We start from the raw sequence: 24,404 nt of genomic DNA, 5'->3' as shown, positions 1-24,404 counted from the left end.
GTGGGAGGAGAGAATATGACGGATAAGAAACTGACACATTCCGTGTACGACGACATGTTCGATGATGAGGCCCTGGCCCGCATGCTCAAGGAAGACAAGACCATCGTGGGGCTGGCCATCAACGAGGAGTATGCCAAGTGGGCCTACAGCGAAACCAACCCCAAGGACGCCCACAAGAAGCCGGAAGCCTTGGACGACATGCTGGTGCTGGACGTGAGCTACGGAAATTTCGGAGCTCTTTTCGCCTCGTCCATCCTGGCGGAGCTGGGGGCGGAGGTGATCCGGATCGAGCCGCCTGCAGGCGACCTGGCACGAAAGATGACGCCCTACGGCATGATGATCCAGGATACGGGTTTGGCCTACATGACGGAGGCCCGGAACAAGTTCCACATTACGCTCAATCTGGAAACGGAAGAGGGGCAGGATTATTTCCGCCGGTTGGCTCAAAAGGCGGACGTGGTGATCGAAGCCTTCAAGCCCGGATACATGGACGGTCTGGGTCTGGGCTATGAACAGCTCAAGGGACTCAACCCCGGGCTCATCTATTGTGCCGTTCACAGCTACGGCCAGTTCGGGGATGAGTCCGAAAAGCACGGAAACCAGCCGGATTACGATCTGTTGGGGCAGGCCAGGGGGGTGATCATGTCCATTACCGGCGAGCCGGATCTGGATCCCGAGGTGCCGCCGGAGTACAAACGGCCTCTCAAGCAGGGCAACTGGATGGCCTGGTATGTGGGCGGCGCCTGGGCCGCGTTCGGCATCCAGGCGGCCATGTTCCACAAGCGGAGAACCGGGGTGGGCCAGTTCGTGGATTGCGCTCCGCCCGAAGGGCTCCTGGCCATCTCCAATTACGTCATGGAATACTACCACATGACGGGGAACCTGATGCCCCGGGCCGGCAACTACGACTACGCCGTCTTCCCCTACACCTACGTGAAGTGCAAGGACGGCTACACCTTCATGTCCGGGTTTACGGATCCCAACTGGGCCGCCCTGTGCGAAATCATGAACCGTCCCGATCTGCAGCAGCAGTTTCCCACCATCAAGGAAAGGCTGACTCCGGAGAATCAGCCCACGATCCAGCACGAGATTGAGAAGTTCACCGAGAACTACACGTCCGATGAAATCCTGCAGATGCTCACCGAATACAGCCGCAGGCCGGACAAGAAGGGGACGGTGGTGACGGGTCGGCTGGAAAACCCCACGGACGTTCTCACCCGGGAGCACTGGCGCGTTCGGGAAACCTTCATCAAGCGAAAGGATCCCCACTACGGGGAGGTGCTCCTGCCCAACTCGTCCTTCAAGGCCATGTCCCGCACGCCCGGGCGGGTGAAGTGGATCTGCCGGCCCGTGGGCGGGGACAATGAGTTCATCTTCCAGAAATATCTGGGGGTGGGGAAAACCAAGCTGTCGGAATTGAAGGAAAAGGGCGTGGTGTAAGGAACCCCGAATAGACGGAAATTCTTGCTGGTTGCAGGGCTGTGCCCTGCAACCTGTTCGCCCGGGGCTCCGCCCCGTCTCTGTCGTCAGGAGGCGTGGCAATGGAAAGCGAGGCCGGCCATTGACTCTCCTCGTCGTGGCGCGACATCAAAGCGTACATGCGCGGGCTGTAGGGGCGAAGGATCCTTCCCCCTACAGCGGCCCGCTTCCGAAAGGTGGGTTTCGTCTTCCGTTGCCATGGACTTGATTGTCAAGGTCTGCTGTTGAACAGCCCCCGAGGAGGCTGTCCGACAATGGCTCCTCGGCTCAAGATGCCGGAGATTTGGGTTATCTTCGTAGCCGCGGGGCTTCAGCCCTGCGGAAAGGGATCATCGTAACCCCATGAAGTCATAGGGAATACCCGGAGGTCCGCCCGAAGTTCGCGGATTCCTTCGCAGCCCTAAAGGGCTGCGCTACGAAAAAAGCGGTCATCCCCGGAGTTCTCAGACAGGCTCCTAGGAGGCTGTCTGACAATGGGTGCTTTGCCTCGTTTTGTCTCCATCCGTCATCCCCGCGAAGCTTGTCCCCGGCTTGAACGGGGAGCGGGGATCCAGGATTTCCGGTACCTTATGGACTCCCGCTTGCGCGGGAGTGACGGTTGGGCGAGTTTTCGGACAAGCTCCTAGAGATTCAGCCCAGACGCCCCAGCGCCTTTTCCAGCCGGTCGAAGCCTTCCTTCAATTCTGCCATGGAAAGGGCGAAGGACAACCGGATGCAGCGGTCTCCGCCGAAGGCCACCCCGGGCACCACCGCCAGGTGAGCCTCCTCCATGAGGTAGTCCGCCAGGTCGAGGGATCCGCCGATGGAGCGGCTTCCCACCGTTTTGCCGTAGTAGGCGCTCACGTTGGGGAAGACATAAAAGGCTCCCTGCGGCTCAGGGCAGGTCACGCCGGGCAGGCGTCCCAGCCGTTCCATCACGTAGTCGCGCCGCTGGGAAAAGGCTTCCAGCATGTCCTGCACGCTCTCCTGGGATCCCCTGAGCGCCGCTACCGCCGCCCACTGGGCCACGGAACAGGGATTGCTGGTGGACTGGCTCTGAATCTTGCCGGCGGCCTTGATCACTTCGGCATCTCCCAGCATGTAGCCGATGCGCCATCCCGTCATGGCGTAGGTCTTGCTAACGCCGTTCACAATGAAGGTGCGCTCCTTCAGGCGCGGCTCCACCATGGCGATGTTGGCCCATTGAGCGCCGTTGTAAAGCATCCGGTAGTAGATGTCGTCGGAGACGATGATCACTTCCGGGTGGTCCAGGAGCACTTCCGCCAGGGCCTTCAATTCTTCCGGCTTGTAGTGAACGCCCGTGGGGTTGCTGGGGCTGTTCAGGATGAGCATGCGGGTGCGGGCCGTGACGGCCCGGCGCAGGGATTCCGGGTCCAGCTTGAAGGAAGCGCTTTCGGGACAATCCACGATCACCGGCTCCGCCCCCGCCAGCCGAACCATGTCCGGATAGGACACCCAGTAGGGAGCCGGGATGATCACTTGGTCCCCCGGATCCAGCACGGCCTGGAAGAGATTGTAAAGGCTGTGTTTGCCGCCGCAGGAGACCAAAACTTCTTCCGGCAGGTAGTCCAGGCCGTAGTCCGCGCGGATGGTGTCGAGGATGGCATCCTTCAATTCGGGAATGCCCTGAACGGCCGTGTACCGGGTCTGGCCGCGCCGGACGGCCTGGACGGCCATCTCACCGATATGGTGCGGAGTGTCGAAATCGGGCTCGCCCACGCCGAAGCTGATCACCTGTTTCCCTTCGGCGCGCAGGGCCTTGGCCTTGGCGTTGATGGCCAGGGTCGCCGATGGCTGTACTTGGCTGACACGTTGAGAAAGCTTCATGTCGTCTCCCTCGTTTCGCCTTTCACGTTTTCTGGTTTGCCTTCCCCCCTCCCGTAGTAAACGCGGACCAGGTAGAGCCCCCGGGCGGGAGCGGTCATGCCGGCCTGCGATCGGTCCCGCCCTTCCAGGATCCGGGCGAGGCCTTCGGGGCCCAGTTTGCCTTTTCCCGCTTCCACGAGCGTCCCCACCAGGTTCCGGACCATATGCCGCAAAAACCCGGTTGCTTCAAAGCGGAAAAAGATGTGGTCCTCATCCGGGCACAGAACCCGGGCGTCCAACAGGGTGCGTACCGTGGTGTTGACTGACGAGCGGCTGGCCATGAAGGCGCTGAAATCGTGTTCGCCCAGGAGAACCGGGAGACATGCCCGCATGGCCTCCACATCGAGCTTCTTGGGAATGTGCCAGGAGTAGTTGCGTTCCAGAGCCGACGGGATGGGGCGGTTGAGGATGCGGTATTCGTAGATCTTGCTGGTAGCCGAGTAGCACGCATGGAAAGAATCCGGGACCTCCCGGGCGTCCAGGACCACGATGTCCGAAGGCAGCAGGCTGTTTAATCCTCTCAGGAAGTCCTCCGGCTGCAGCCTGGTCTTGGCGTAAAAGTTCACCACTTGGCCCAGCGCGTGCACCCCCGCATCCGTCCTTCCGGAGGCGCGCACCGAAACCGGGCGTCCCAGCATGATCTCCAGGCGCGATTCCAGCACCTCCTGCACGGTGAGGGCGCCCTTCTGGCGCTGCCAGCCGTGGTAGTTGGAACCGTCGTACTCCAGTGTGAGCATGAAGTTGCGCTTGGCTTGTGGGTCCAAGATGATTCCGCCCCTACCCAAAAGGTTAATCCGTTCTTGTAGGGGCGGGCTTCATGCCCGCCCGTGCGAACTCCCGGGCATCCGTCATCTCCATTTGTGTCCATCCGCGTTCATTGGCGGTTGTCTTTGCATCAAGGCAGCCAGGGAGCGTCTTCCAGGCCGCAGTCCTCGTCGAAGCCCATCATGATGTTCATGTTGCAGACGGCCTGGCCCGAGGCGCCCCGGGTCAGGTTGTCGATGACGGATACCACCACGACCCGGCCCGTCCGGGGGTCCACCTTCCAGGCCAGGTCGCAGTAGTTGGTGCCCCGGACCTGGAGCGTGGATGGGAACTGGCCTTGGGGACACAGCCGGACGAATCGCTCCTTGCCGTACAGGTCGTGGTAGGCGTCGCGAACCTGTTCCGCCGTAACCCCCGCTCGGAGTTGGGCGTAGAGGGTGCTCAGAATGCCGCGGCTCATGGGAACCAGGTGGGGGGTGAAGCTGATGCGTACCTGGCGCCCCGCCAGGACGCTCAGTTCCTGTTCGATCTCCGGGGTATGGCGGTGCTCGGCCACCTTGTAAGCCCTGAAGCCGTCATTGACTTCGCAGAAATGGGTGGTGAGCGACAAGCCCCGGCCGGCGCCACTCACGCCCGACTTGGAGTCGGCGATGAGGCTTTGGGGATCCACGAGGCGATGGACCAGGAGAGGGGCTGCGGCGAGCAGGATGCTGGTGGGGTAACAGCCCGGGTTTCCCACCAGGCGCGCGCGGGCGATGGTGTCCCGATACAGTTCCGGAAGGCCGTAAACGGACTCGGCCAGGAGATCCGGGGCCGTGTGTTCCTGGTACCAGGCCTGGTAGACGGCCGGGTCCCGGAACCGGAAGTCCGCACTCAAGTCCACCACCTTGACACCGCGGTTCAGGAGCTCCGGAATGATCTCCATGGCCGCTTGGTGGGGCAGGGCGGTGAAGACCAGATCGGCGTCGGCCGTGAGAATCTCCGGAGTGGTGTCCTGAAAGATCAGGTCGCAGTGACCACGCAGTGAAGGATAGACGTCCGCCAGGGCCTCCCCGGCGTTGGCTCTGGATGTGATGGTTGTCACCGTTGCGCGCGGATGACGGCAAAGGATGCGAAGAAGTTCGAAGCCCGTGTATCCCGAAGCCCCCGCGATGGCCACTCGCACCATGGTTTTCCCCCTTTCACCTCACGGACGGAGCCGTGATGGACCGATATCCATAGAAAACAGGGGCCTGCGCCGTGGGCGCGGGCCCCTGTGGTGAGTTCCGGACAAAGGAAGAGAAGGGAAATAACGGGATTGAAAACAGCCTAGCGCTTGGAGTACTGGAACCGGGCACGCGCTCCGCGCTGGCCGTACTTCTTGCGTTCCTTGACGCGGGAGTCACGGGTGATGAAACCGGCGCGCTTCAGGACCTCCCGAAATTCGGGATTGAACTCGATCAGGGCCTTGGAGATCCCGTGCTTGATGGCTCCCGCCTGCCCGGAGACGCCGCCGCCGTGGACGTTCACGAAGATGTCCACCTTGCCGTAGGTACCGGTGAGCATCAGGGGCTGGTGGACCACCATCTTGCTGGTCTCCCGATCCATGTATTCATCGATGGGCTTCTTATTGATGATGACGCGCCCCGTACCGGGCTGGATCCAGACACGGGCCACGGCCGATTTGCGCTTTCCGGTTGCATAGAAACGTTGTTCCGCCATGTTCCAACTCCTTCGAGCTTACGTCTTCTAAAGAACCACCTTCTCGGGCTGCTGGGCTTCGTGGGGATGTTCGGCACCGCTGTAGACCTTGAGCTTCTTCAGCAGCTTGCGCCCGAGGCGGTTCTTGGGAAGCATGCCCCTCACGGCAAACTGGATGAGCCGTTCCGGGTGATCCTGGTTGAGCTTTCGGGCCGTGGTGGCCTTCAGCCCGCCCATGTAGCCCGAGTGGCGGTAGTAGACCTTCTGATCCCACTTGCGCCCGGTCAGGCGGACCTTCTCGGCGTTGATGACCACCACGAAGTCACCCGTATCCACATGGGGCGTGAAGGTGGGCAGATGCTTCCCGCGGAGCCTCATGGCAATCTGGCTGGCCAGTCGGCCCAGCACCTGGCCCTCAGCATCCACTACGATCCATTTCCTTCCATCGGCATCAAACTTGGCACTGGTCGTCTTCATAATAAAATATCTCCATTCCGCTCCGTCTGGTCTCAAACTCGAAGCACAGTCCTATAGGAGATCCCCCACGTGTTGTCAAGGAAAAGTTCCCGCGGAAGACGGGAGAGGGAAAGGGGATTGCTTTGTAAAATTTGTCCTTGACCTCCCGGATGCCTGTCTCCTATAAAACACCAAACAGCGAAGAATCAAGCGAGGAAAGCGGCATGCATCGATTTTTTACCGGCTTTTACTTTTATTACGGTTGGTATTGCGGCCCCTCAGGGGTTAGCCGACCACCGTGCTGAGCCGGTACTGATTTCACCAGCACAAAGGCCGTGGGCTAACCCCGAGAGCCCACGGCCTTCGTTTTTGGGGACCCGATGGCCGTGGGCAGAAGCTCACGGCCTTTTTTGTTGGCCGCGGCGCATGGGAAGCGCCGTCAGGACAAACTCAAACAGCCATGGGTCCCCCGTTCGGGAAGGAGGAGTGGAGATGATCGTCGTCATGAAACCGGACCACACACAAGAGGAGCTTCGAGATCTCCTGGGCCGCATCGAAAAGATGGGGTTGCGCACCCACCTGTCCAAGGGAGAGCGGCGCACCATCATCGGCGTCATCGGCGAACGGGAATTGATCCAGGAGATTCCGTTTACGAGCTTTCCGGGTGTGGAGGCCGCCCATCCCATCCTGCAGCCCTACAAGCTGGTGAGCCGGGAGTTCAAGGAAGAGAACACGCGCATTCGCATCGGCAGGCAAGTGGAAGTGGGAGGGGAGGCGGTGCCCATCATCGCGGGACCCTGTGCCGTGGAGGGACGCCAGGTGTTGGACGAGATCGCCGACGCGCTCCATGCCATGGGGATTCCCATGCTGCGCGGCGGAGCCTTCAAGCCCAGAACATCGCCCTACAGCTTCCAGGGCCTGGGGGAGCTGGCCCTCAAGTACATGAGCGATGTGCGGGAGAGGACCGGCATGCCCATCGTGACGGAAGTCATGGACCCCCGGGACCTCCTGCTGGTTTACAAGTACGCGGACGTTCTGCAGATCGGCACCCGCAACATGCAAAACTTCCGTCTCCTCACGGAAGTGGGCCAGGTGGACAAGCCGGTCATCCTCAAGCGGGGGATGTCCGCCACCATCAAGGAATTCCTCATGTCCGCCGAATACATCGTCAGCCACGGCAACGACAAGGTGATCCTGTGCGAGCGGGGCATCCGAACCTTCGAATCGGAAACCCGCAACACCCTGGATCTGAGTGCCGTGCCGCTTTTGAAAAAACTCACCCATCTTCCCGTGGTGGTAGATCCCAGCCATGCCCTGGGCCGAACCGACCTGATCCCGGCCATGGCTTGTGCGGCGGTGGCCGCCGGCGCCGATGGGCTCATGCTGGAAGTGCACGTGCGGCCCCAGGAAGCCCTGAGCGACGGCGCCCAGTCCCTGACCCCCCAGGCCATGGAGGAGCTCCTGGAAAGGCTGGAGCCTGTGGCTCGGGCCGTGGGGCGCCGGATCCTTCGCACCAACGGCGGTTCGCAACGGCATCATTCCAAGGCCGTGGGGGACAGCGATTGAAAGAAGAATTCCACAGCTAAAGGACTCGGGAACCGGTTCGGGAAATGGACGGAGGACATATGCAGGACACCTGCTCCGACTTTAGCGGCTGGGTGGAAAGGCCCACGGTCGGCATCATCGGCGGCCTAGGCGCCATGGGGAGACTCTTTCACCGTTTCTTTGCTTCCCTCGGCTATCCCGTGGTCATCTCGGACGTATCCACTCCACTGAACAACCAGGAGCTCGTCGCTCAGAGCGATGTGGTTCTGGTCAGTGTTCCGCTGCACCGGGCCGTGGAGATCCTCGAAGCGCTCCGCCCGCACTTCCGGCCCGGGCAGCTGGTGCTCGATATCTGCTCCCTCAAGGTGGAACCCATGAGGGTGCTGGAGTCTTCGGCGGCCTGGTTCGTGGGACTGCACCCCATGTACGGGCCTTATGTGACCAGCTTTTCCGGTCAAACCATGATTGTGTGTCGCGGGAGGGTACCGGACGCCCCCTGGAATTGGCTCATGGCCCTTCTCCGGGAGGCGGGCCTGAAGGTCCACGAGTGCACGGCCGAACAGCACGACCGGATGATGACCGTCATTCAGCTCATTCCCCACATGGCCACCGTGGTTCTGGGCCACTGCCTGCGCACCTTGAACGTGTCCGTTGAGGAAAGCCTGCGCTTCACCAGCCCCATCTACCGGTTGGAGTTGGATCTCATCGGGCGGCTTTTTGCCCAGGATCCCCACCTCTATGCGGCCATCGGCATGAAAAACCCCTTCAAGGACGAGGCCCTGGAGGCCTTTCAGGGAGCCTTTCGAAGGAGCCTGGATTTGGTTCGCAAAGGGCGCTGGGATGATTTCATCGAGGACTTCCACCGAACCAGGGACTATCTGGGCAGCTTCTGCGCCCAGGCCCTGCAGGAAACCAACCGCCTTCTTACCTGGCACCAGAACAACAACGGGATGGATAAAACGGGGTCGGGATCGCCTGGAAAGGCCCAAGGGCGGGAATCCCGGTCGACGGAACCCGTCCCGGGCGTGACCATCGGAAGACGCTCCGCCCGATCCCTGGGTGCCTGGCTCCGGGACAAATTCCCGGGAAGGCGCCCCGTCATCTTTGTGGATCGGCGGGTGGCCGACCTGTGGCGGGAAAAGATCCTTCCACCGGGGGCCGAGGTCCTGTGGGTGGAGTGGGAAGCTCGAGAAGCCCACAAGCGGCTTTCCCAGGTGGAAAAACTCGCCCGGAGGGCCCTGGAGGCAGGGGCGGACCGAACCAGCGTCTTTGTGGCCGTCGGCGGAGGTGTGACCGGGGATGTCATCGGGTTCCTGGCGTCCATCTACATGCGGGGTGTTCCCGTGGTCCAGGTGCCCACCACCCTGTTGGCCCAGGTGGACAGCTGCCTGGGAGGCAAGACGGGGGTGGATCTGGACGAGGGGAAGAACCTGCTGGGGAGCTTTCATCATCCGGAAGCGGTGCTGGTGGATCCCGACTTTCTGACCACTCTGCCGGAGCGGGAATGGCAAAACGGCATGGCGGAAGTCATCAAGTACGCCTTCCTGGAAGGAGGGCGGCTCCTGGAGATTCTCACCTCCCTCGCCCGCAGGAAGGGGAATCCCTACCCGTTGCCCGCCGGGCCGGCGGAAGAGATCGTTACGGAAAGCCTACGGATCAAGCACCGCTACGTGGCGGCGGACGAAAGGGATTTCGGACTGCGCCAGCTCTTGAATCTTGGCCACACCACGGGGCACGCCCTGGAAGCGGTCAGCGGATATGCCCTGGCGCACGGGCACGCGGTGGGACTGGGGATCCGGGTGGCCCTGCGCATCGGGGTGCTTCTGGGGGAGACGGATCCGGCCCTGGAAAAGACAGCCGAGGATCTTCTGAAAGCCTTCGGGCTCCCTCTCCGAAGCCCCCTGGCGGCCGATCCCGAACGGGTTCTCGCCGCCATGCGTCACGACAAGAAAAAGGGGGGAGAGGGGCTGGTCTGGGTGATCCCCAGGAAGATCGGCCGGGTGGACCGTTTTCGGTCGGTTCCCGACCGGGCGGTGCTGGAAGCTCTGGAAGTGATCCGGGCCGGGGAGGGGGCCTGACGTGGGCTGCCGGGGCTTGGCATCGTGGCGCAGCCCTTTGCTCCATCTAGCCCCGCCCTTTGCCCCATGTAACGCAGCCCTTCAGGGCTGCGAAAAGAAGGATTCCGACGAAGGATAACCCGTTCGGATCCTCTCCTTTTGCGGAGCTCGAGGGTCTCTTCCCCGCGGGGCTGAAACCCCGCGGCCACTCTTTGTGGCGCCCCTCGGCTTTTGGCGCCTATCGGCGCTCCCACGCAAGACTCCCTCACCGCCGCAGGGTCGAAAGATTTTTCTCCGTTGCGGCGCATGGTTCGGCTGCGGGCTCGTCAGGCCGCCCCATTGGCCTGGAGGAAGGCGGTCAGGGTGGCGGAATCCTCCACGTTGTGGACCACCGCCTTTCTGTCGATCCGCCGCATCAGGCCGCGAAGCACCTTCTTGGGCCCCACCTCCACAAAGTGGTCGTAGCCGTTTTCCAGGAACCACTCCATGGACTGCTTCCACAAGACGGACCCGCAGATCTGGCCCACCAGCTTGCCGGGGGCCTCGGCCGCGTCGGCCAGGGGCTTGGCGTCCACGTTGTTCACCACGGGAATGCGGGGTTCCGAAAAGCGGGCACTGCGCACGTGCGGCTCGAATCGATCCCGGGCCGATTCCATGCAGCGGCTGTGCCAGGGGCCGCTCACGTTGAGCTTGATGCACTTCTTGGCCCCCGCTTCGGCACTGGCTTCCAGGGCGCGATCCACGGCCTCCACCGGCCCCGTGATGATGATCTGGTCGGCGCAGTTGATGTTGGCCACCTCCACATCACAGAGCCGGCAGACGTTTTCCAGGTTTTCCGTGTCCAGGTCCATGACGGCCGCCATGGCGCCGGGGCGTTCCAGGGAGGCTTCGTGCATGTAGCGTCCCCGGTGGAGCACCAGGGTGAGGGTGTCTTCCAGATCGAGAACGCCTGCGGCGTAAAGAGCGCTGTATTCGCCCAGGCTGTGGCCTGCGGCCGCGGCGGGGTGGATCTCATGGAGCCGCAGCACGGTGAGGCACGCGATATTGACCAGGGTGATGGCCGGCTGCACGTTTTGGGTCTGCACGAGAACCTCTTCGGGACCTTCGAAGCAGAGCTTCTTCATGTCCATGTGAAGAAGGTCTCCCGCCTTTTCAAAAAGCTCCCGCACTTCGGCGTACTGGTCGTAGAAGTCCTTGCCCATGCCCACGTACTGGGAGCCCTGGCCGGGAAAGAGAAAAACCCACTTTTTCATGGTGCCGGTGTCCTCTCTTGATAGAAGTGTCCGAAATCCAAGTTTGCGCCGCTTTTATAAAGGCCGGTCGTCTTTGTCAAGAAAAGCGAAGACCTCCTCGGCCCGGCAAAGGGGCGCCCGGAATCCCTTCCGCAAATATGGGCTTCACGCTGACCGGAAGTTGTGGCAAGTTCTGGAAAGCCTTGTGAGCGGGCCCCGCGCTTCGGCGCCGGGAGGGGAATGGCCCGCTCCTCAATTGCGGCCCGAAAAATCGGAGGGGATGAATGGACCTTTTTTTCAATGCGTCGAGTGTTGCTGTCATTGGTGTTTCCAGTTCGCCGACGAATCTGGGACGCGCCATCGTGTTCAATCTCATGCAGTTTCAGTATCAGGGGCTGATCCATCTGGTGGGACCCAAGGGGGGGGTGTTCCTGGGCCATAAGATCTATCCGACCATCCTGGATGTGCCCGATCCCGTGGACCTGGCGGCCGTGCTGGTGCCGGCTCGGGCGGTACCGGAAGTGATCCGCCAATGCGGCGAGAAGGGCGTTAAAAGGGTGGTGGTGGAATCGGCGGGCTTTCGCGAGCTGGGGGACGATCGCCGCGGCCTGGAGCGGGAAATCCAGGAGGCCCTGGCCAAGTACAATATGCGGATGATCGGACCCAACTGCATTGGGGTGATCAACAGGCACACGGGGCTGGCCGTTCCCTTCATGCCCATGAAGCCGGAAGCCGATCCCGGCCGTGTGGGAATCATCTCGCAAAGCGGCGGCGTGGGGGCCATGGCGATCAACAACTACGCCGCGGAAAACATAGGTTTTTCCAAATTCGCGAGCATCGGAAACAAGCTGGATGTGGACGAGAACGACATCCTGGAATACCTGGTGGGCGACGACCAGACCCGCGTGATCTTCGCCTATCTGGAGGGCATCGCCGACGGGCGCCGCCTCATGCAGGTCGCCGCCTCCTCCCCCAAACCCATCCTGGTGCACAAGTCCAACCGGGGCGGTTCCGGATCCGTCATCGCCCGGTCCCATTCCGCTTCCCTTTCCGCCGACGATCGGGTGGTGGATGCCGCCTTCCGCCAGAGCGGCATCCTGCGGGTGTCGGACCAAAACGAGGCCCTGCGGGCCATCAAGGGCTTCCATCTGCCGCCCATGAAAGGGCCCCGCCTGGCGGTCATTTCCCGCTCCGGCGGCCATGCCGTAATGGCGGCGGATGCGGCCGATGAGTTCGGCTTCCAGCTGCCGCCCTTTCCCGAGGAGCTCATCGAGGAGGCGGAGCGGCACGCCCGTGCCGGTGTGATCCAATTTCACAACCCCATGGACCTGGGGGATGTGTTCGACCTGGATCTTTACAAGGTGCTGGCAGCGGAAAGCATCCGGCGGGACGATGTGGACGGCGTCCTTTTCATACTCAACTACCAGGGGATCTTCGATGCCGATCCGTGCCGGCGGCTGATCGTGGAGCTGGGAAGGATCATGAAGGTGGCCGGAAAGCCCATCGCCGTGTGCGTGTTCACCATGCACGGGGAGCTGGAAGTGAACAAAAGGGCGGCCGGTTATCCCCTCTTCACGGATCCCCGGGATGCGCTGCAGGCCCTGGCCTGGAATCGGGACTTCCGAGGGGGCCCGGTGGAAGTGTTCGGAACGGAGCCGCCGGGGGGGATCCGCCGGGAAGAGGCCCGGCGCCTTCTGGAAGGGGCGGAATCGGGCCCGGCGGCCCCGGACCTGCTGGCGCAACTGCTTGACTGCTACGGCATCCCCGTGGTCGCTTGGGAAGTGGCGGAAAGCGAGGAAGAAGCCGTGCTGGCGGCCTCGAAGCTGGGCCTTCCCGTGGCGCTCAAGACGGCCAATCCTCACGTGATCCACAAGACCGACGCGGGCGGAGTGTTCCTGGATCTGACCACCGAGGAGGAGGTAAGGAAGGCCTACGGCCGCCTCGAGGAACTGGGCCCTCGTGTGCTCGTGCAAAGGATGGCGGAACCGGGCCTGGAATGGCTCGTGGGTGGTCGCCGGGACCATACGTTCGGTCCCGTGGTGATTGCGGGACTCGGCGGCATCTACGTGGAGGTTTTCCGGGAGACGGCCCTCCGCGTGGGACCCTTGAGCCCCCGGCAGGCGCGGGCCATGCTGGAGGAATGCCGTGGAACGGCCCTGTTGCGGGGAGTGCGGGGACGGCCCAAGCTGGACGAGGACGCCCTGGTGGACGGCGTGGTTCGGCTCTCCTGGCTGCTCCATGACCTTACGGAAGTCATGGAGCTGGATCTCAATCCCGTTCGCGTCTACGAAAAGGGATGGGTGGCTCTGGATTGGCGGGCCACCCTCGACAACAGGAAATAAGGAGCGATCCATGGAGTTTGCCTTCAGTGCCGCCACGTTTCGCCTTCGAAGCCTCAAGGAAGCGGTGGACGCCATCGCCAAGGGAGGGTTTCGGGCCGTGGAGTTGCTGGCGGATCGGCCCCATCTCTTTCCCGAAGACTTCCAGGCCTCCCAGATCGATGAACTGGCCCGTTGCCTCAAGGACCGCAGGATGAAGGTGGTGAACCTCAACAGCAGTTCGGTGACCGCCCTGGGCGAAGGCGTGCGCCCCTCCTGGATCGAAGAGGACTGGAAGCAGAGGGAGCTCCGGATCCGCTACACCCTGGACAGCCTTCGGCTTGCGGCCGCCCTGGGAATCCCCAGCGTCAGCACCGACGGGGGCGGCCCCATTCCGGAGTCCATGAACGAAAAGGAGGCGTGGCGGCTTTTCGTGGCCAACATGCACCGCGTTCTGCCCTTGGCCGCCAGGCTGGGAGTGCGCCTGCTCATCCAATGCGAGCCGGAAGGCCTTCTGCGTTCCAGCACGCAACTGAAGGCCATGGTGGACGAACTGGGCGACTTGAAGGCGCTAGGGGTGGATTTCGATGCGGGGCACGTGTGGTGCCTGGGGGAGGACCCCTGCGAGGCCTTCGAGAGGCTTCGAGACCACGTGGTCCACATCCACCTTTCCGATATTCCGAAAGACCGAAAGCACAGGCACGTAGCTTTGGGGGAAGGGGGATTGGATATTCCTTCCTTCCTCCGGTGCGTCAGGGAGTCGGGCTACGCGGGCGCCGTCACCGTGCATCTTTCCTCGGTGGAGCGGGACGCCGGGGAGGTGGTGGAGGCGGCCGCCGCGTACCTGAAGGATCGGGGGTTCTGGCAGGAGTAGTCTTTAGGGCCGGAGCCCCGGGGGCGGTTCTTTTTCACGGAAAAAGGAGAGGGCCATGAAGATCTGGGCGAAGCGGCTGGCGCTGTTCTGCGTGGGACTGATGCTTTTGGGCGGCTCGTCCGCCTGGGCGGGGGCGACCATCAAACTGGGCGTGGTGACCAAACCGGGATCGGCCCAAAACGTCTGCGCGGAAAAGTTCAAGGAGCTCCTGGAGGCCCGATCCGACTACCAGGTGAAGATCTACCACAGCGCGTCCCTGGGAACGGAAACCCAGATCCTGCAGCAGATCCAGATGAACACGGTGCAGATGGGCGTGATCACCGCCGGGCCGTTCGACGTGTTCATCCCCGAAGTCCGCGTCATCAACTACCCCTTCCTTTTCGCCGACGCCCGCGAGGTGGATCAGGTGTTGGACGGGCCCGCCGGCCAAAAGCTCCTCAAGGCCCTGGAAAAGGCCCGGTTCAAGGGACTGGCCTTTTCCGAGAACGGCTTCCGGCATCTCACCAACAATGTGCGGCCGGTCCACACCGTGGACGATGTGAAGGGGATCAAGATCCGGGTGATGGAGTCGGTGCTGCACAAGGAGCTGTGGCGGCTGTTGGGCGCCAACCCCACGCCCATGGGCTGGCCCATCTACACGGAATTGCAGCAGGGGACCATCGACGCCCAGGAAAACCCCCTGTGGGTCATCTGGACGTACAAGCTCTACGAAGTGCAGAAGTATCTGTCCCTCACCGGCCATGTCTATTCCGCTCATATCGACGTGGCCAACCTGGACTGGTTCAACGGTCTTCCGGCCGCGGATCAGGAACTCATTCAACGCTGCATGCAGGAAGCCGCCCTCTACCAGCGCCAATGGAACCGGGACAACGAGGCGGACTTTCTGAGCAAGCTCAAGGCGGCCGGCATGCAGGTGAACGAGCATCCGGACCTGGCCACCTTTCGAGCCAGGGTGTCCGACATTCGGAATCTGGACATCTACGCCGGCTCGGAAGTTCAGGCCATGCTTGAGGCCTTCCTGGATGCGGTGCGCCAAATCCGAGGGCAGTAAGCGGATGCAAACCAGGTTGGACGATTCCTTCTCGTGGTGCGGCTGTGACGGGCGTGCATAAAGCCCGCCCCCACAAGAACAGCTTGACTACCCGGGTAGGGGCGGGGTTTATCCCCGCCAGCTAAGCGCGCGGCAATGGAAAGCCCCACTGACAAAACGCTCGATCGAGGGCAGAGAAATGCACTGGCTCCTTGTGTTGAGTGACCGCATCAACGGCCTGGTGGAGCGATCCCTCTTCCTCTTCGGATTTTCCATGGCCCTCGTCACCGGCGTGCAGGTTTTCTGCCGCTACGTTCTGAACCACTCGCTTTTCTGGTCGGAAGAAGCGGGGCGCATGCTGCTGGTGTGGATCACCTTCCTGGGGGCCACGGCCGCCTACAAGAGGAAGGCCCACGTGGGGATCGACCTGGTGGTTCGCCGCTTCCCGCCCGCCCCGAGAAAGGCGGTGGAGTTGACGGTGTTGGGGCTTTCCCTCCTCTTTTTCGCTGTGCTGGTGCTCTACGGCGTCCATTTCATCCGTTTCATCGCCGGCCAAAAGACGGCGGCCCTGGGGATTCCCATGGGAATCCCCTATGCGGTCATTCCCCTGAGCGGCCTCATCTTCCTCCTGCATGCCGCCAGTCGGATCCTGGAGATGGTAAGAAAGTGAGCCTTACCGGACCATGACGGCAGCCCTTCTTTTCGGCATCATGGCGCTTCTTTTTGCGCTGAACACGCCCATCGCCCTGGCCATCGGCCTGGGATCCCTGGCCGCTTTGTGGATCCACGGGGGCTTCCCGCTCATGATGGTCATCCAGCGCCTCTACGCGGGCGTGGATTCCTTTCCGCTCATGGCCGTTCCGCTTTTCATGATCGCGGGCGCTCTGATGGAAGCCGGGGGCATCTCGCGCCGGGTGGTTTCCCTGGCGGAGGCGCTGGTGGGGTGGCTCCCGGGGGGCCTGGCGGCCGTTTCCGTGGTGTCGGCCATGTTTTTCGCAGGGATCAGCGGGTCGGCCGCGGCCGACACGGCGGCGGTGGGAACCATCCTCATCCCGTCCATGATCCGGCGCGGTTACGACAGGGGGTTTGCCGGTGCGGTGCAGGCGGCCGGCGGATCCATCGGGGTCATCATTCCACCCAGCATTCCCATGATCATTTTCGGTTTTCTCACGGGAGCGAGCATCGGAAAGCTCTTCGCCGCAGGGCTCCTGCCGGGGCTTCTCATGGGAGCGAGCCTCATTGCGGTGTCCACGTTCCTGTCCATCCGGCACCGTTACGGAACGGTGGAAGGGTTTTCCCCGTCGCGCCTCGTGCGGCGCCTCTGGGACGCCAAATGGGCCTTGGGCGCTCCGGTACTCATCCTGGGAGGCATCCTCGGAGGGATCTTCACCGCCACGGAATCGGCCGCCGTGGCCACCCTCTACGCCCTGTTCGTGGGCCTCTTCGTCCATCGCCAGCTGCACTGGCGGGATCTTCCCGCCCTCTTCATCCAGGCCACCCTCACCTCCAGCCTCATTCTCTTCATCATTGCAGCGGCCTCCATCTTCAGCTGGTTCATGGCCATCGAGGACATCCCCGCCCAGCTGGCCCAATCGCTGCTCTCCATCACCACCCATCCCACGGCTCTGCTCATTCTCATCAACGTGGTGCTCCTGGCGGCGGGCACCTTCGTGGAAACCACCGCGGCCCTCATCCTCCTGGTGCCGGTGCTTCTGCCCCTGCTTCCCAGTCTGGGAATCGACCTCATCCAGTTGGGAGCCATCGTGGTGGTCAACCTGGCCATCGGCATGCTCACGCCGCCCCTGGGGATCTGCCTCATCGTGTCCTGCAGCATCGCGGGCTGTCGGCTGGAATCGGTGGTACACAAGATCATTCCCTTCCTCTTGATCCTCCTGGTGGATCTGGTGCTCATCACCTTCTGGTCTCCTTTGACCCTGTGGATTCCGCGGCTGTTGTTCGACTGACGGATTTGTGATAAATTTTCTTTAATCACAGACCCGTCACCCGCAGACTTCCCAAATGCCGCCAAACCCCTGACGATGGGGGGGCCATGGAGTTTCTGGAGCGACTCAGGTTCAAGACGTCCATCAGCGTGGTTTCGCTGTCTCTGATCTTCCTCGTGGTGGCGGCCGCCTGGTTGGGAATCCGAACGACGATCCTCCCCGCCGTGGAAGCGTTGGTGGAAGAGAACCTGATGGGCCTGGGGGACCGCCTGGCGGACTGGGCGGCGAAAAGGGGCCGCTGGTGGTCCGTCGGGTCGGGCCGGGAGTTGGAAAGCCGCCTGAGCCTCTACCCGGGCTACCGGTACGTTCTGGTGGAAGCCCGGACGGGGGGCCGGATACTGGAATCCGGAAACGTCCAGGAACGAAACGACACCACCTGGCAGCCGGTGGCCCAGCGGGGGGCGGTGGGCCTTTTTCGCTGTACGGGTTGCGATCGCGACCTTTTTGAAGTGGTGGTGAGCCCCCAATCCTGGGCCGGGCCGGGCGGCCCCATGGTGCTCCGGGTGGGTGTCGATGCCGAGCTTCTCAGCCCCCTCCGGAAGAGGCTCCTTCAGACCCTCGCTTTTGTAACGGTTCTCATTCTGGTGGTGGGGTATTTCGTGAGCCGCTGGTTTACGGACCGGATCACAAGGCCGGTCCGGGACCTCCTGGCCATGACGGACCTGGTGGCGCGCGGACGACTTCAGGAGGTGATTCTCCGGGCGGGGACCCTGCCCGCCTGCAAGAGGACGGAAGAGACCTCCACGTGGGCCCGATCGGTTCCAACGACCGGAACGTGCCCCTATCTCATGGAGGAGGGGGGCGGCACGGGCCTCGGGCGCCGGCCGTGGGAGGGATTGGCTCTGCCGCCGCTATGGGGAAGGAAAGAGGCGGAATCCGGCGCCGACGAGATCTGCCGCGACTGCCCCGTCCGTGAAAAGGCGGGAGCCAACGAACTCAAGCGCCTGATCCTGAGCTTCCAGTTCATGGCCGCGGAACTGCGCGCGTACCAGGAAAGGCTTCGAAGACGCTATGAATTCGAGGAAAGGCTCCTGGAGGCGTGCCCGGACGGGATCATGGCAAGCGATCCCCAGGGCCGGATCATTCTCTACAACAAGGGGGCCGAACGCCTGCTGGGATATCCGGCCTCGGAAGCCCTCTACGTGCTCAACGCCAGGGACATCTATCCGGAAGACGGAGCCCGGCGCATCAAGGAGGCGCTCCTGGGCGACGGGTACGGCGGCCCGGGGATCCTGGTGGACTACAACACGGAGGTGATCACCCGGGACGGCCGGACGATTCCCATTCGCCTTTCCGCCACCCGGCTGGAAGAGGACGACGGAACGTTCAGCATTGTGGGTTATTTCCATGATTTGACCGAGATCAAGGCGCACGTGGACGCGCTGGTTGCAGCCAACCGGGAACTGGAACGGCTCAACCGGTATTACCTGGAGATGCTCAGCTTCGTCACCCACGAGCTCAAATCCCCCATCGCCAACGGGTTCATGAGTGCCAACGCCCTGCGCCAGGAAATCTTCGGGCCGTTGCTGCCCGAACAGCGGGCCATGGTGGACGCCATCTGCGCCAACCTGGACCAGTCCATGGAAATGATCCGCCACTATTTGGACCTGTCCCGCATCGAAAAGGACGAATTCGCCGTGCATCCGCGGCCTGTGAAGGTGGCGGAAGAGGTGATCGAGCCGGTGCTGTCGGGGCTGGAGCCCGCCCTCCGCGAAAAGGCCATGCACCTGGAAAAGAAGATCGCCGGGGATCTTTCCTGGACGCTGGATCCGGAACTCTTCCGGGGGGTTCTCACCAACCTGTTGAGCAACGCCGTCAAATACGGCGAAAATGAAGGCAGGATCCGTGTTTCGGCTTTCGCGACGGCGGAAGACCGCCTTCGCCTGGAAGTGTGGAACAGCGGCCCGGGCTTGAGTCCCGAGGAGCAGAGCCAACTCTTTCGAAAGTTTCGGCGGCTGCCGTCCGCAAGGCGTTCCGCCACGCGGGGTACGGGCCTGGGACTCTTCATCGCGAAGAACATCGTGGAACGCCACGGGGGAAGGATTTGGGTCGAAAGCTCGCAGGGCGAAGGAGTGAATTTCATCGTGGAGGTGCCTCCCGGGCCTGCCAGTGACCCGGATGCGCCGCGGAACGGGGAGGACAAGGCATGAGTGGAAAACGGATTCTGATCATCGACGACGATCCCAGTTTCCTGGAAATCACCGGAGCGATCCTGAAGCGGTTCGGCTATGAGGTCCTGGCGGCCGGCAACACGCAGGACGGCTTGAAGCTCCTTGAGGAAGGCCGCCCCGACCTGCTGGTGCTCGACATCATGATGGCCACGGTGGACGAAGGGCTCCAGTTCGCCGTGCAGCTGCGCCAGAAGGAGGACTTCCAGAAGCTTCCCATCATCATCGTCTCGGCGCAGCCCGAAACGGAAAAGGGCTACGGGAGGAGCGTGGAGGACGATCTGGACTGGATTGCGGCGGACATCTTCATGGAAAAGCCGGTGGATCCCCAGGCCCTTCGCCACAACATCGAGCTGCTTCTGAAACGCAGGGAATAGCGTGTAGTCCCTGATTGGGTCCCGCTGAACTTCCCGCTCCACGCACCCGCTGTTCACCCGGCCCCATTCTCCCGCCTTTTCACCATACCCGTGGGACCAGAGCCCAACGGCGGCACAGACCGCCCCATGAGTCCATACGTGAACCACCGCAGAGGGCATCTACCGGTTGCGGTTCGCGAATCCCCATAAACACGGTGCGGAGGACGGCTATGTCGAAGACGGTGACGGTCACAATCGATGGGCGGACGATACAGGCTCCCCAAGGGAGTACCATCCTGGACGCGGCGCGACGAGAAGGAATCCATGTGCCCACCCTGTGCTACACCCATCTGCTGCCCCCACTGGAAAACTGCCGGCTGTGCGTGGTGGCGGTGGAAGGGGAAAGGCAATACAAGGCCGCCTGCAGCACCTCCGTGGCGGACGGCATGGTGATCCGCACGACGGGCCCCGAACTGGATCAGACCCGCAAGCTTCTCCTGGAACTGCTCCTGGATACCCATTACGGCGACTGCGTGGCTCCCTGTTCGGTCACCTGCCCGGCCAACGTGGACATCCAGGGATACCTGGCCTTGATCCGCCACGGCGAATACCTGGAAGCGGTCAAGCTCATCAAGGAAAAGATCCCCATGCCGGCCACCATCGGCCGGGTGTGTCCGCACCCGTGCGAAAGCGCCTGCCGTCGCCATCTGGTGGATGAACCCGTGAATATCAACCACTGCAAACGGTTCGTGGCCGACTTCGAAATGAAGACGGGCCGGCGGGTGCTCCCTGAAGTGCCGGAAGACACGGGCCATCACGTGGCCGTCGTGGGAGGCGGCCCGGCGGGGCTGAGCGCCGCCTATTATCTCCGGGCTCTGGGCCACGGGGTGACCATCTTCGAAGCCCGGGACAAACTGGGGGGTATGCTCCGCTACGGCATCCCCGAATACCGGCTCCCCAAGAAGATCCTGGACTGGGAGATCGAAGGCATCCTGAGCCTGGGCGTGCGGGTTCGAACGGGCGTGACGTGGGGCCGGGATTTCACGCTGGATGATCTCAAAAAGGAGGGTTTCGGGGCCATCTTTCTCGCCATCGGCGCCTGGGCCAGCCGGAAACTGGGCATCGTGGGAGAAGACCTGGAAGGGGTGGAAAGCGGCGTGGACTTCTTGGAAAACATCGCCGCCGGAAAGCCCGTGCGGGTGGGGCGGCGGGTGGCTGTCATCGGAGGCGGCAACGTGGCCATCGATGCCGCCCGGTCCGCTCTTCGCCTGGGGGCGGAGAAGGTCACCATCCTCTACCGGCGGTCCCGAAAGGAGATGCCCGCAAGCCACGAGGAGATCGAGGCGGCCGAAGCGGAAGGGGTGGAGATCCATCTCCTGGCGGCGCCCACCCGGATCCTGGGGGAAGGAGGGCGGGCCGCCCAATTGGAATTCATCCGCATGGAACTGGGGGAACCGGACGCCAGTGGTCGGAGGCGCCCCGTGCCCATCGAGGGTTCGGAAACCCTCATGGACGTGGACCAGGTGATCAGCGCCATCGGCCAATACCCCATGGTTCTTACCAAGGAACAGGATCCGGGCATGGAGCGCATTCCCATCACCCGCTGGAGCACCATCGGCGGGGATCCGAGGAGCATGCACACGGGCCAGGAGATGATCTTCGTGGGCGGCGACCTCTTCCGGGGGCCCATGACCGTGGTGGCCGCACTGGCCGACGGACGCAAGGCGGCCTATTCCCTCAACCGCTTCTTCCAGGTGGGGGAGGTGCAACCGGAGCCGCTCCATTTCAACATCAGCAAGGGAGACCTGGAATCCATCGATCGGGAGCCTTTCGAGGTTTACAAGGTGATTCCGCGGGAACGGATGCCGGAACTGGAAGTGGCCAAGCGGGTGACGAACTTTACGGAGGTGGAGTTGGGGTTCGACGAGGCCCAGGCCCACCGGGAGGCCGAGCGGTGCCTGGTGTGCGGCTGCAGCGCCGCCTTCGACTGCCGCCTTCGGGAGCTCATGAACGAGTTCCAGGTGGATTGGAGGGATCAGCCGTCCAAGAAGATCCACTTCCAGCGGGTGGCGGCCATCGACACCCATCCGGCCATCGCCCTGGACCCCAACAAGTGCATCCGGTGCGAACGCTGCGTGGTGGCCTGCCGGGTCTTCCAGTGCAGCGACGCCATCGATTTCAAAGACTGGCCCCGATTCAACGAAAAATGCGTCTCCTGCGGCCTCTGCGTGGATCTGTGTCCCACGGGGGCCCTGATGGAAAAACGGCAGGGAAGGGCGGTGGAGCGTATCCATTGGCGCTCGGTTCCCACCCACTGCATCCAGTGCGGGTGCGGGTGCGAAGTGGACCTGAAGGTCAAGGGAGGCCGCCTGGTTTGGATCGCCGACGGACGGGACGTTCCCCCCAACCACGCTTCCACCTGTTCCCGGGGTCGGTTCCGCGCCTACGACGACCAGTGGAAGGAAAAGAGGGTGCTCAAGCCCCTGGTTCGGGAAAACGGGGAGCTGCGGGAGGCCAGTTGGGGAAAGGCGGTGGATCGCGCGGTCCAGGGGCTTCGGGCCGTTTCGGAAAAGTACGGCCCGGAAAGCGTGGGGGCCCTGGCCTCCTTCCATGGAACTTGTGAAGGGCTGTATCTCCTGCAGAAATGGATGCGCCTGGGGCTGAAGACGCCTTATGTGGACTTTCCCGAACGGGGGGCGGCGGAAGCCCTGGTTCGGTCGCTCGCCCTTTCCGGGGCGGGCTTCGGCCTTGTCCCGCCGCTTTCTTCCCTGGCCAAGGCCCGGCGGATCTTCTGCATCGGAGCGCCCCATGGAACCTCGCCGCTTTTGGGAACGCTCATGCGCCGGGCCGCCCGAAACCACGGAGCCCGGATCGTCCGGGTGGGCGGGGAAAACGGTTCGTTCCCCGAAGGCCGAACCCAACGGCTGGATGTGGAACCCGCCCAGTGGCCCGCCTTTCTCTGCGCCCTGGCTGCCCGGTTGATCCAAAGGCAAGGCCTCGGGTCCGCAACGGACCCCATCCAAAAGCTGGCGGAAGAAGTGATCCGAACGGCGGATGCCTGGTCGGTTCCGTCTTCCCTGGAAGGCCCGATGCAGGCCCTCGGCGAAGAGCTGGCAGCCGGTCCGGGAGGGGCCTTCGTGGTGGACGGCACCGCCCTGAACGGGTTGAGTCCCAAGGGCCGCGCCGCCGCCTTCCAGGCCCTGGCGGTCCTGGCCACGGCGGCGAAGGGGAACGGCCAAGTGGAAGGGGCCGGGATCTATCCCGCCTTTTGGGGATCCAACTCCCTGGGGGCGCTTCTGGTGGGCATGGCGCCGGGAATGCTTCCCGGATGGAGGCCCCTGGATGACGCCGAGGCGGTAAAGAAGGTGACGGAGGTTTGGGAGGCCGAGGCGCTTCCTTCCAAGCCGTCTGCGGATACCTTGGAGGCCCTGGAATCGGGGCGCCTCAAGGGGTTATTCGTCCAGGAAAGCCGCCATCTGGGCGCCTTGGGGAAGGCGGGGTCGGAAGGGCTCCGGAACGTGGAGTTCCTGGTGGTGCAGGAAAACGTGGCGGGCCCGGCCCTGGATCGGGCCGACGTGGTGCTGCCCCTGGCGGCCTTCGGGGAACAGGAAGGGACATTGGTGAACCAGGAAGGGCGTTTCCTCGGACTATCCCGGGCCCTGGGCGCTGCCGGGGAGTGCCTGCCCGACTGGGAGGCTTTGAGTCGCATCATGGCCGCCGACGGCACGCCCTTTCCCCAAAGCATCGAGGCCGTTCATGCGGAGTGGAAGGAATTGCTGCCCGGTTGCGGCGAGCACGAATGGGCTTCTCTGGTCCGGGAAAAGGTCCGCCTGGCGGATGTGTGCTAGGAGGCTGTCTGATAATGTGTCCGAAAGCCCTTTCCCCTGGGAGCGCGGGCCTCCGGCCCGCACAACAAGCGGGCGAGACGCCCGCGCTCCCGGGAAAACAGCGTTCTCAGACAGGCTCCTAGGAGGCTTTCCGAGAACGGGTTTCCTTCGTCACCCGGCAAGGGAGCCGGCTTCCGTTGTGGCCGCGGGGCTTCAGCCCCGCGGAAAGGCTCAGGAAAGCGTATTCCGCTGGATTGTGGGACCGGCGAAAACCGGGGAGAGGATGAATGTTCAGGGGATCACAGGCGGGGGGCTTTTGCCCCCCGTTCGGTTTTCCAGGTCTCCAGCCTCGACAAGACTCCCGCCGTTCACCCGGTCGTCCTCAGGGCGCATCGAAACGGCCCAGCGGGCGGGTGAACGTGTAGGCAAAGGGTTCGGCGATGAGGCGTCGGCTCACGTCCTGGTCGGAGTTGGACATGGCCGCGAAGGGGATGGACAGGACGCTTCCCGCAAAGCCCACGGCGCACGCGGCGATACCCAGTGGCCGCACGAACAACAGATCCGCCAGGATCCATTCTCCTTGGGGCGCCTGGTCTTCCTGGGGCCACGTGGAAGACAGCATGTCCTCTTCGGCTCGGCCCGTTTGAACCGAAAAAACTCCACAAATCAAGGCGGCGACAAGCAGAGCGGATACCAGCCGTTTCATGGTTTGCCTCCCCTTCCACGGATCCACGATGGGCCGGAGGGC

At 63.0% G+C, this 24,404-nt stretch carries 18 protein-coding genes; 11 read left to right on the top strand and 7 right to left on the bottom strand.

Going from position 1 to position 24,404, the window contains the following annotated elements:
- The first annotated feature begins 15 nt into the window (after positions 1-15).
- The gene (locus BUB04_RS02670) at positions 16-1,440 is read left to right on the top strand and encodes a CoA transferase (RefSeq protein WP_245795107.1); all 1,425 of its coding nucleotides are present in this window, start codon (positions 16-18) and stop codon (positions 1,438-1,440) included.
- Between the two features lie 669 nt (positions 1,441-2,109).
- On the opposite strand, the gene BUB04_RS02665 is transcribed toward BUB04_RS02670, so the two are convergent.
- The 5 genes from BUB04_RS02665 to rplM all read right to left on the bottom strand — a co-directional run bounded on the left by BUB04_RS02665 (position 2,110) and on the right by rplM (position 6,267).
- Complete coding sequence (locus BUB04_RS02665) at positions 2,110-3,306, bottom strand: pyridoxal phosphate-dependent aminotransferase (RefSeq protein ID WP_073036684.1); 1,197 nt, start codon at positions 3,304-3,306, stop codon at positions 2,110-2,112.
- The gene (gene truA, locus BUB04_RS02660; protein ID WP_218588353.1) at positions 3,303-4,109 is read right to left on the bottom strand and encodes a tRNA pseudouridine(38-40) synthase TruA; all 807 of its coding nucleotides are present in this window, start codon (positions 4,107-4,109) and stop codon (positions 3,303-3,305) included. The genes BUB04_RS02665 and truA overlap by 4 nt, the downstream gene beginning before the upstream one ends.
- Positions 4,110-4,240: 131 nt before the next feature.
- The gene (argC, locus tag BUB04_RS02655; RefSeq protein ID WP_073036682.1) at positions 4,241-5,278 is read right to left on the bottom strand and encodes an N-acetyl-gamma-glutamyl-phosphate reductase; all 1,038 of its coding nucleotides are present in this window, start codon (positions 5,276-5,278) and stop codon (positions 4,241-4,243) included.
- Between the two features lie 140 nt (positions 5,279-5,418).
- Entirely contained in the window at positions 5,419-5,811 is a 393-nt protein-coding gene (rpsI, locus tag BUB04_RS02650; protein WP_073036680.1) for a 30S ribosomal protein S9, read from the bottom strand.
- Between the two features lie 27 nt (positions 5,812-5,838).
- The gene (gene rplM, locus BUB04_RS02645) at positions 5,839-6,267 is read right to left on the bottom strand and encodes a 50S ribosomal protein L13 (RefSeq protein WP_073036678.1); all 429 of its coding nucleotides are present in this window, start codon (positions 6,265-6,267) and stop codon (positions 5,839-5,841) included.
- 471 nt (positions 6,268-6,738) lie between these two features.
- On the opposite strand from rplM, the gene aroF reads away from it, so the two are divergent.
- Positions 6,739-7,812, top strand: a complete 1,074-nt coding sequence (gene aroF, locus BUB04_RS02640) for a 3-deoxy-7-phosphoheptulonate synthase (RefSeq protein ID WP_073036676.1) — start codon at positions 6,739-6,741, stop codon at positions 7,810-7,812.
- A 59-nt stretch (positions 7,813-7,871) separates the two neighbouring features.
- A complete protein-coding gene (aroB, locus tag BUB04_RS02635; RefSeq protein ID WP_073036674.1) occupies positions 7,872-9,869 on the top strand; it encodes a 3-dehydroquinate synthase in 1,998 nt (665 codons plus the stop codon).
- Between the two features lie 305 nt (positions 9,870-10,174).
- On the opposite strand, the gene fabD is transcribed toward aroB, so the two are convergent.
- Positions 10,175-11,101 (bottom strand): ACP S-malonyltransferase, encoded by a 927-nt coding sequence (fabD, locus tag BUB04_RS02630; protein WP_073036672.1) that lies wholly within the window; start codon positions 11,099-11,101, stop codon positions 10,175-10,177.
- 263 nt (positions 11,102-11,364) lie between these two features.
- Here fabD and BUB04_RS02625 point away from each other — a divergent pair, with 263 nt between their 5' ends.
- The 8 genes from BUB04_RS02625 (at position 11,365) to BUB04_RS02590 (ending at position 23,677) form a co-directional block, all read left to right on the top strand.
- Positions 11,365-13,422, top strand: a complete 2,058-nt coding sequence (locus BUB04_RS02625; protein ID WP_073036671.1) for an acetate--CoA ligase family protein — start codon at positions 11,365-11,367, stop codon at positions 13,420-13,422.
- Positions 13,423-13,432: 10 nt separating this feature from the next.
- On the top strand, positions 13,433-14,272 hold the full coding sequence (locus BUB04_RS02620; RefSeq protein WP_073036670.1) for a sugar phosphate isomerase/epimerase family protein: 840 nt from the start codon (positions 13,433-13,435) through the stop codon (positions 14,270-14,272).
- Between the two features lie 55 nt (positions 14,273-14,327).
- Positions 14,328-15,323: a TRAP transporter substrate-binding protein gene (locus tag BUB04_RS02615; protein ID WP_073036669.1), complete on the top strand. Its 996-nt coding sequence runs from the start codon at positions 14,328-14,330 to the stop codon at positions 15,321-15,323.
- Positions 15,324-15,501: 178 nt separating this feature from the next.
- Positions 15,502-15,972 carry a TRAP transporter small permease gene (locus BUB04_RS02610; RefSeq protein ID WP_073036668.1) on the top strand — a complete coding sequence of 157 codons (471 nt, stop codon included), beginning with the start codon at positions 15,502-15,504 and terminating at the stop codon, positions 15,970-15,972.
- Between the two features lie 13 nt (positions 15,973-15,985).
- Positions 15,986-17,266 carry a TRAP transporter large permease gene (locus BUB04_RS02605; protein ID WP_073036667.1) on the top strand — a complete coding sequence of 427 codons (1,281 nt, stop codon included), beginning with the start codon at positions 15,986-15,988 and terminating at the stop codon, positions 17,264-17,266.
- A gap of 86 nt (positions 17,267-17,352) precedes the next feature.
- Positions 17,353-19,455, top strand: coding sequence for a PAS domain-containing sensor histidine kinase (locus BUB04_RS02600; RefSeq protein ID WP_073036666.1), 2,103 nt, complete (start codon positions 17,353-17,355; stop codon positions 19,453-19,455).
- The gene (locus BUB04_RS02595) at positions 19,452-19,850 is read left to right on the top strand and encodes a response regulator (RefSeq protein ID WP_073036665.1); all 399 of its coding nucleotides are present in this window, start codon (positions 19,452-19,454) and stop codon (positions 19,848-19,850) included. The genes BUB04_RS02600 and BUB04_RS02595 overlap by 4 nt, the downstream gene beginning before the upstream one ends.
- 209 nt (positions 19,851-20,059) lie before the next feature.
- Entirely contained in the window at positions 20,060-23,677 is a 3,618-nt protein-coding gene (locus tag BUB04_RS02590) for an FAD-dependent oxidoreductase (protein ID WP_073036664.1), read from the top strand.
- A gap of 361 nt (positions 23,678-24,038) precedes the next feature.
- On the opposite strand, the gene BUB04_RS02585 is transcribed toward BUB04_RS02590, so the two are convergent.
- Entirely contained in the window at positions 24,039-24,362 is a 324-nt protein-coding gene (locus BUB04_RS02585) for a hypothetical protein (RefSeq protein ID WP_143156325.1), read from the bottom strand.
- Positions 24,363-24,404: the final 42 nt, after the last annotated feature.

Source organism: Desulfacinum infernum DSM 9756, assembly GCF_900129305.1.
Lineage (GTDB): Bacteria > Desulfobacterota > Syntrophobacteria > Syntrophobacterales > DSM-9756 > Desulfacinum > Desulfacinum infernum.
This window is presented reverse-complemented; position numbering and strand designations above follow the sequence as displayed.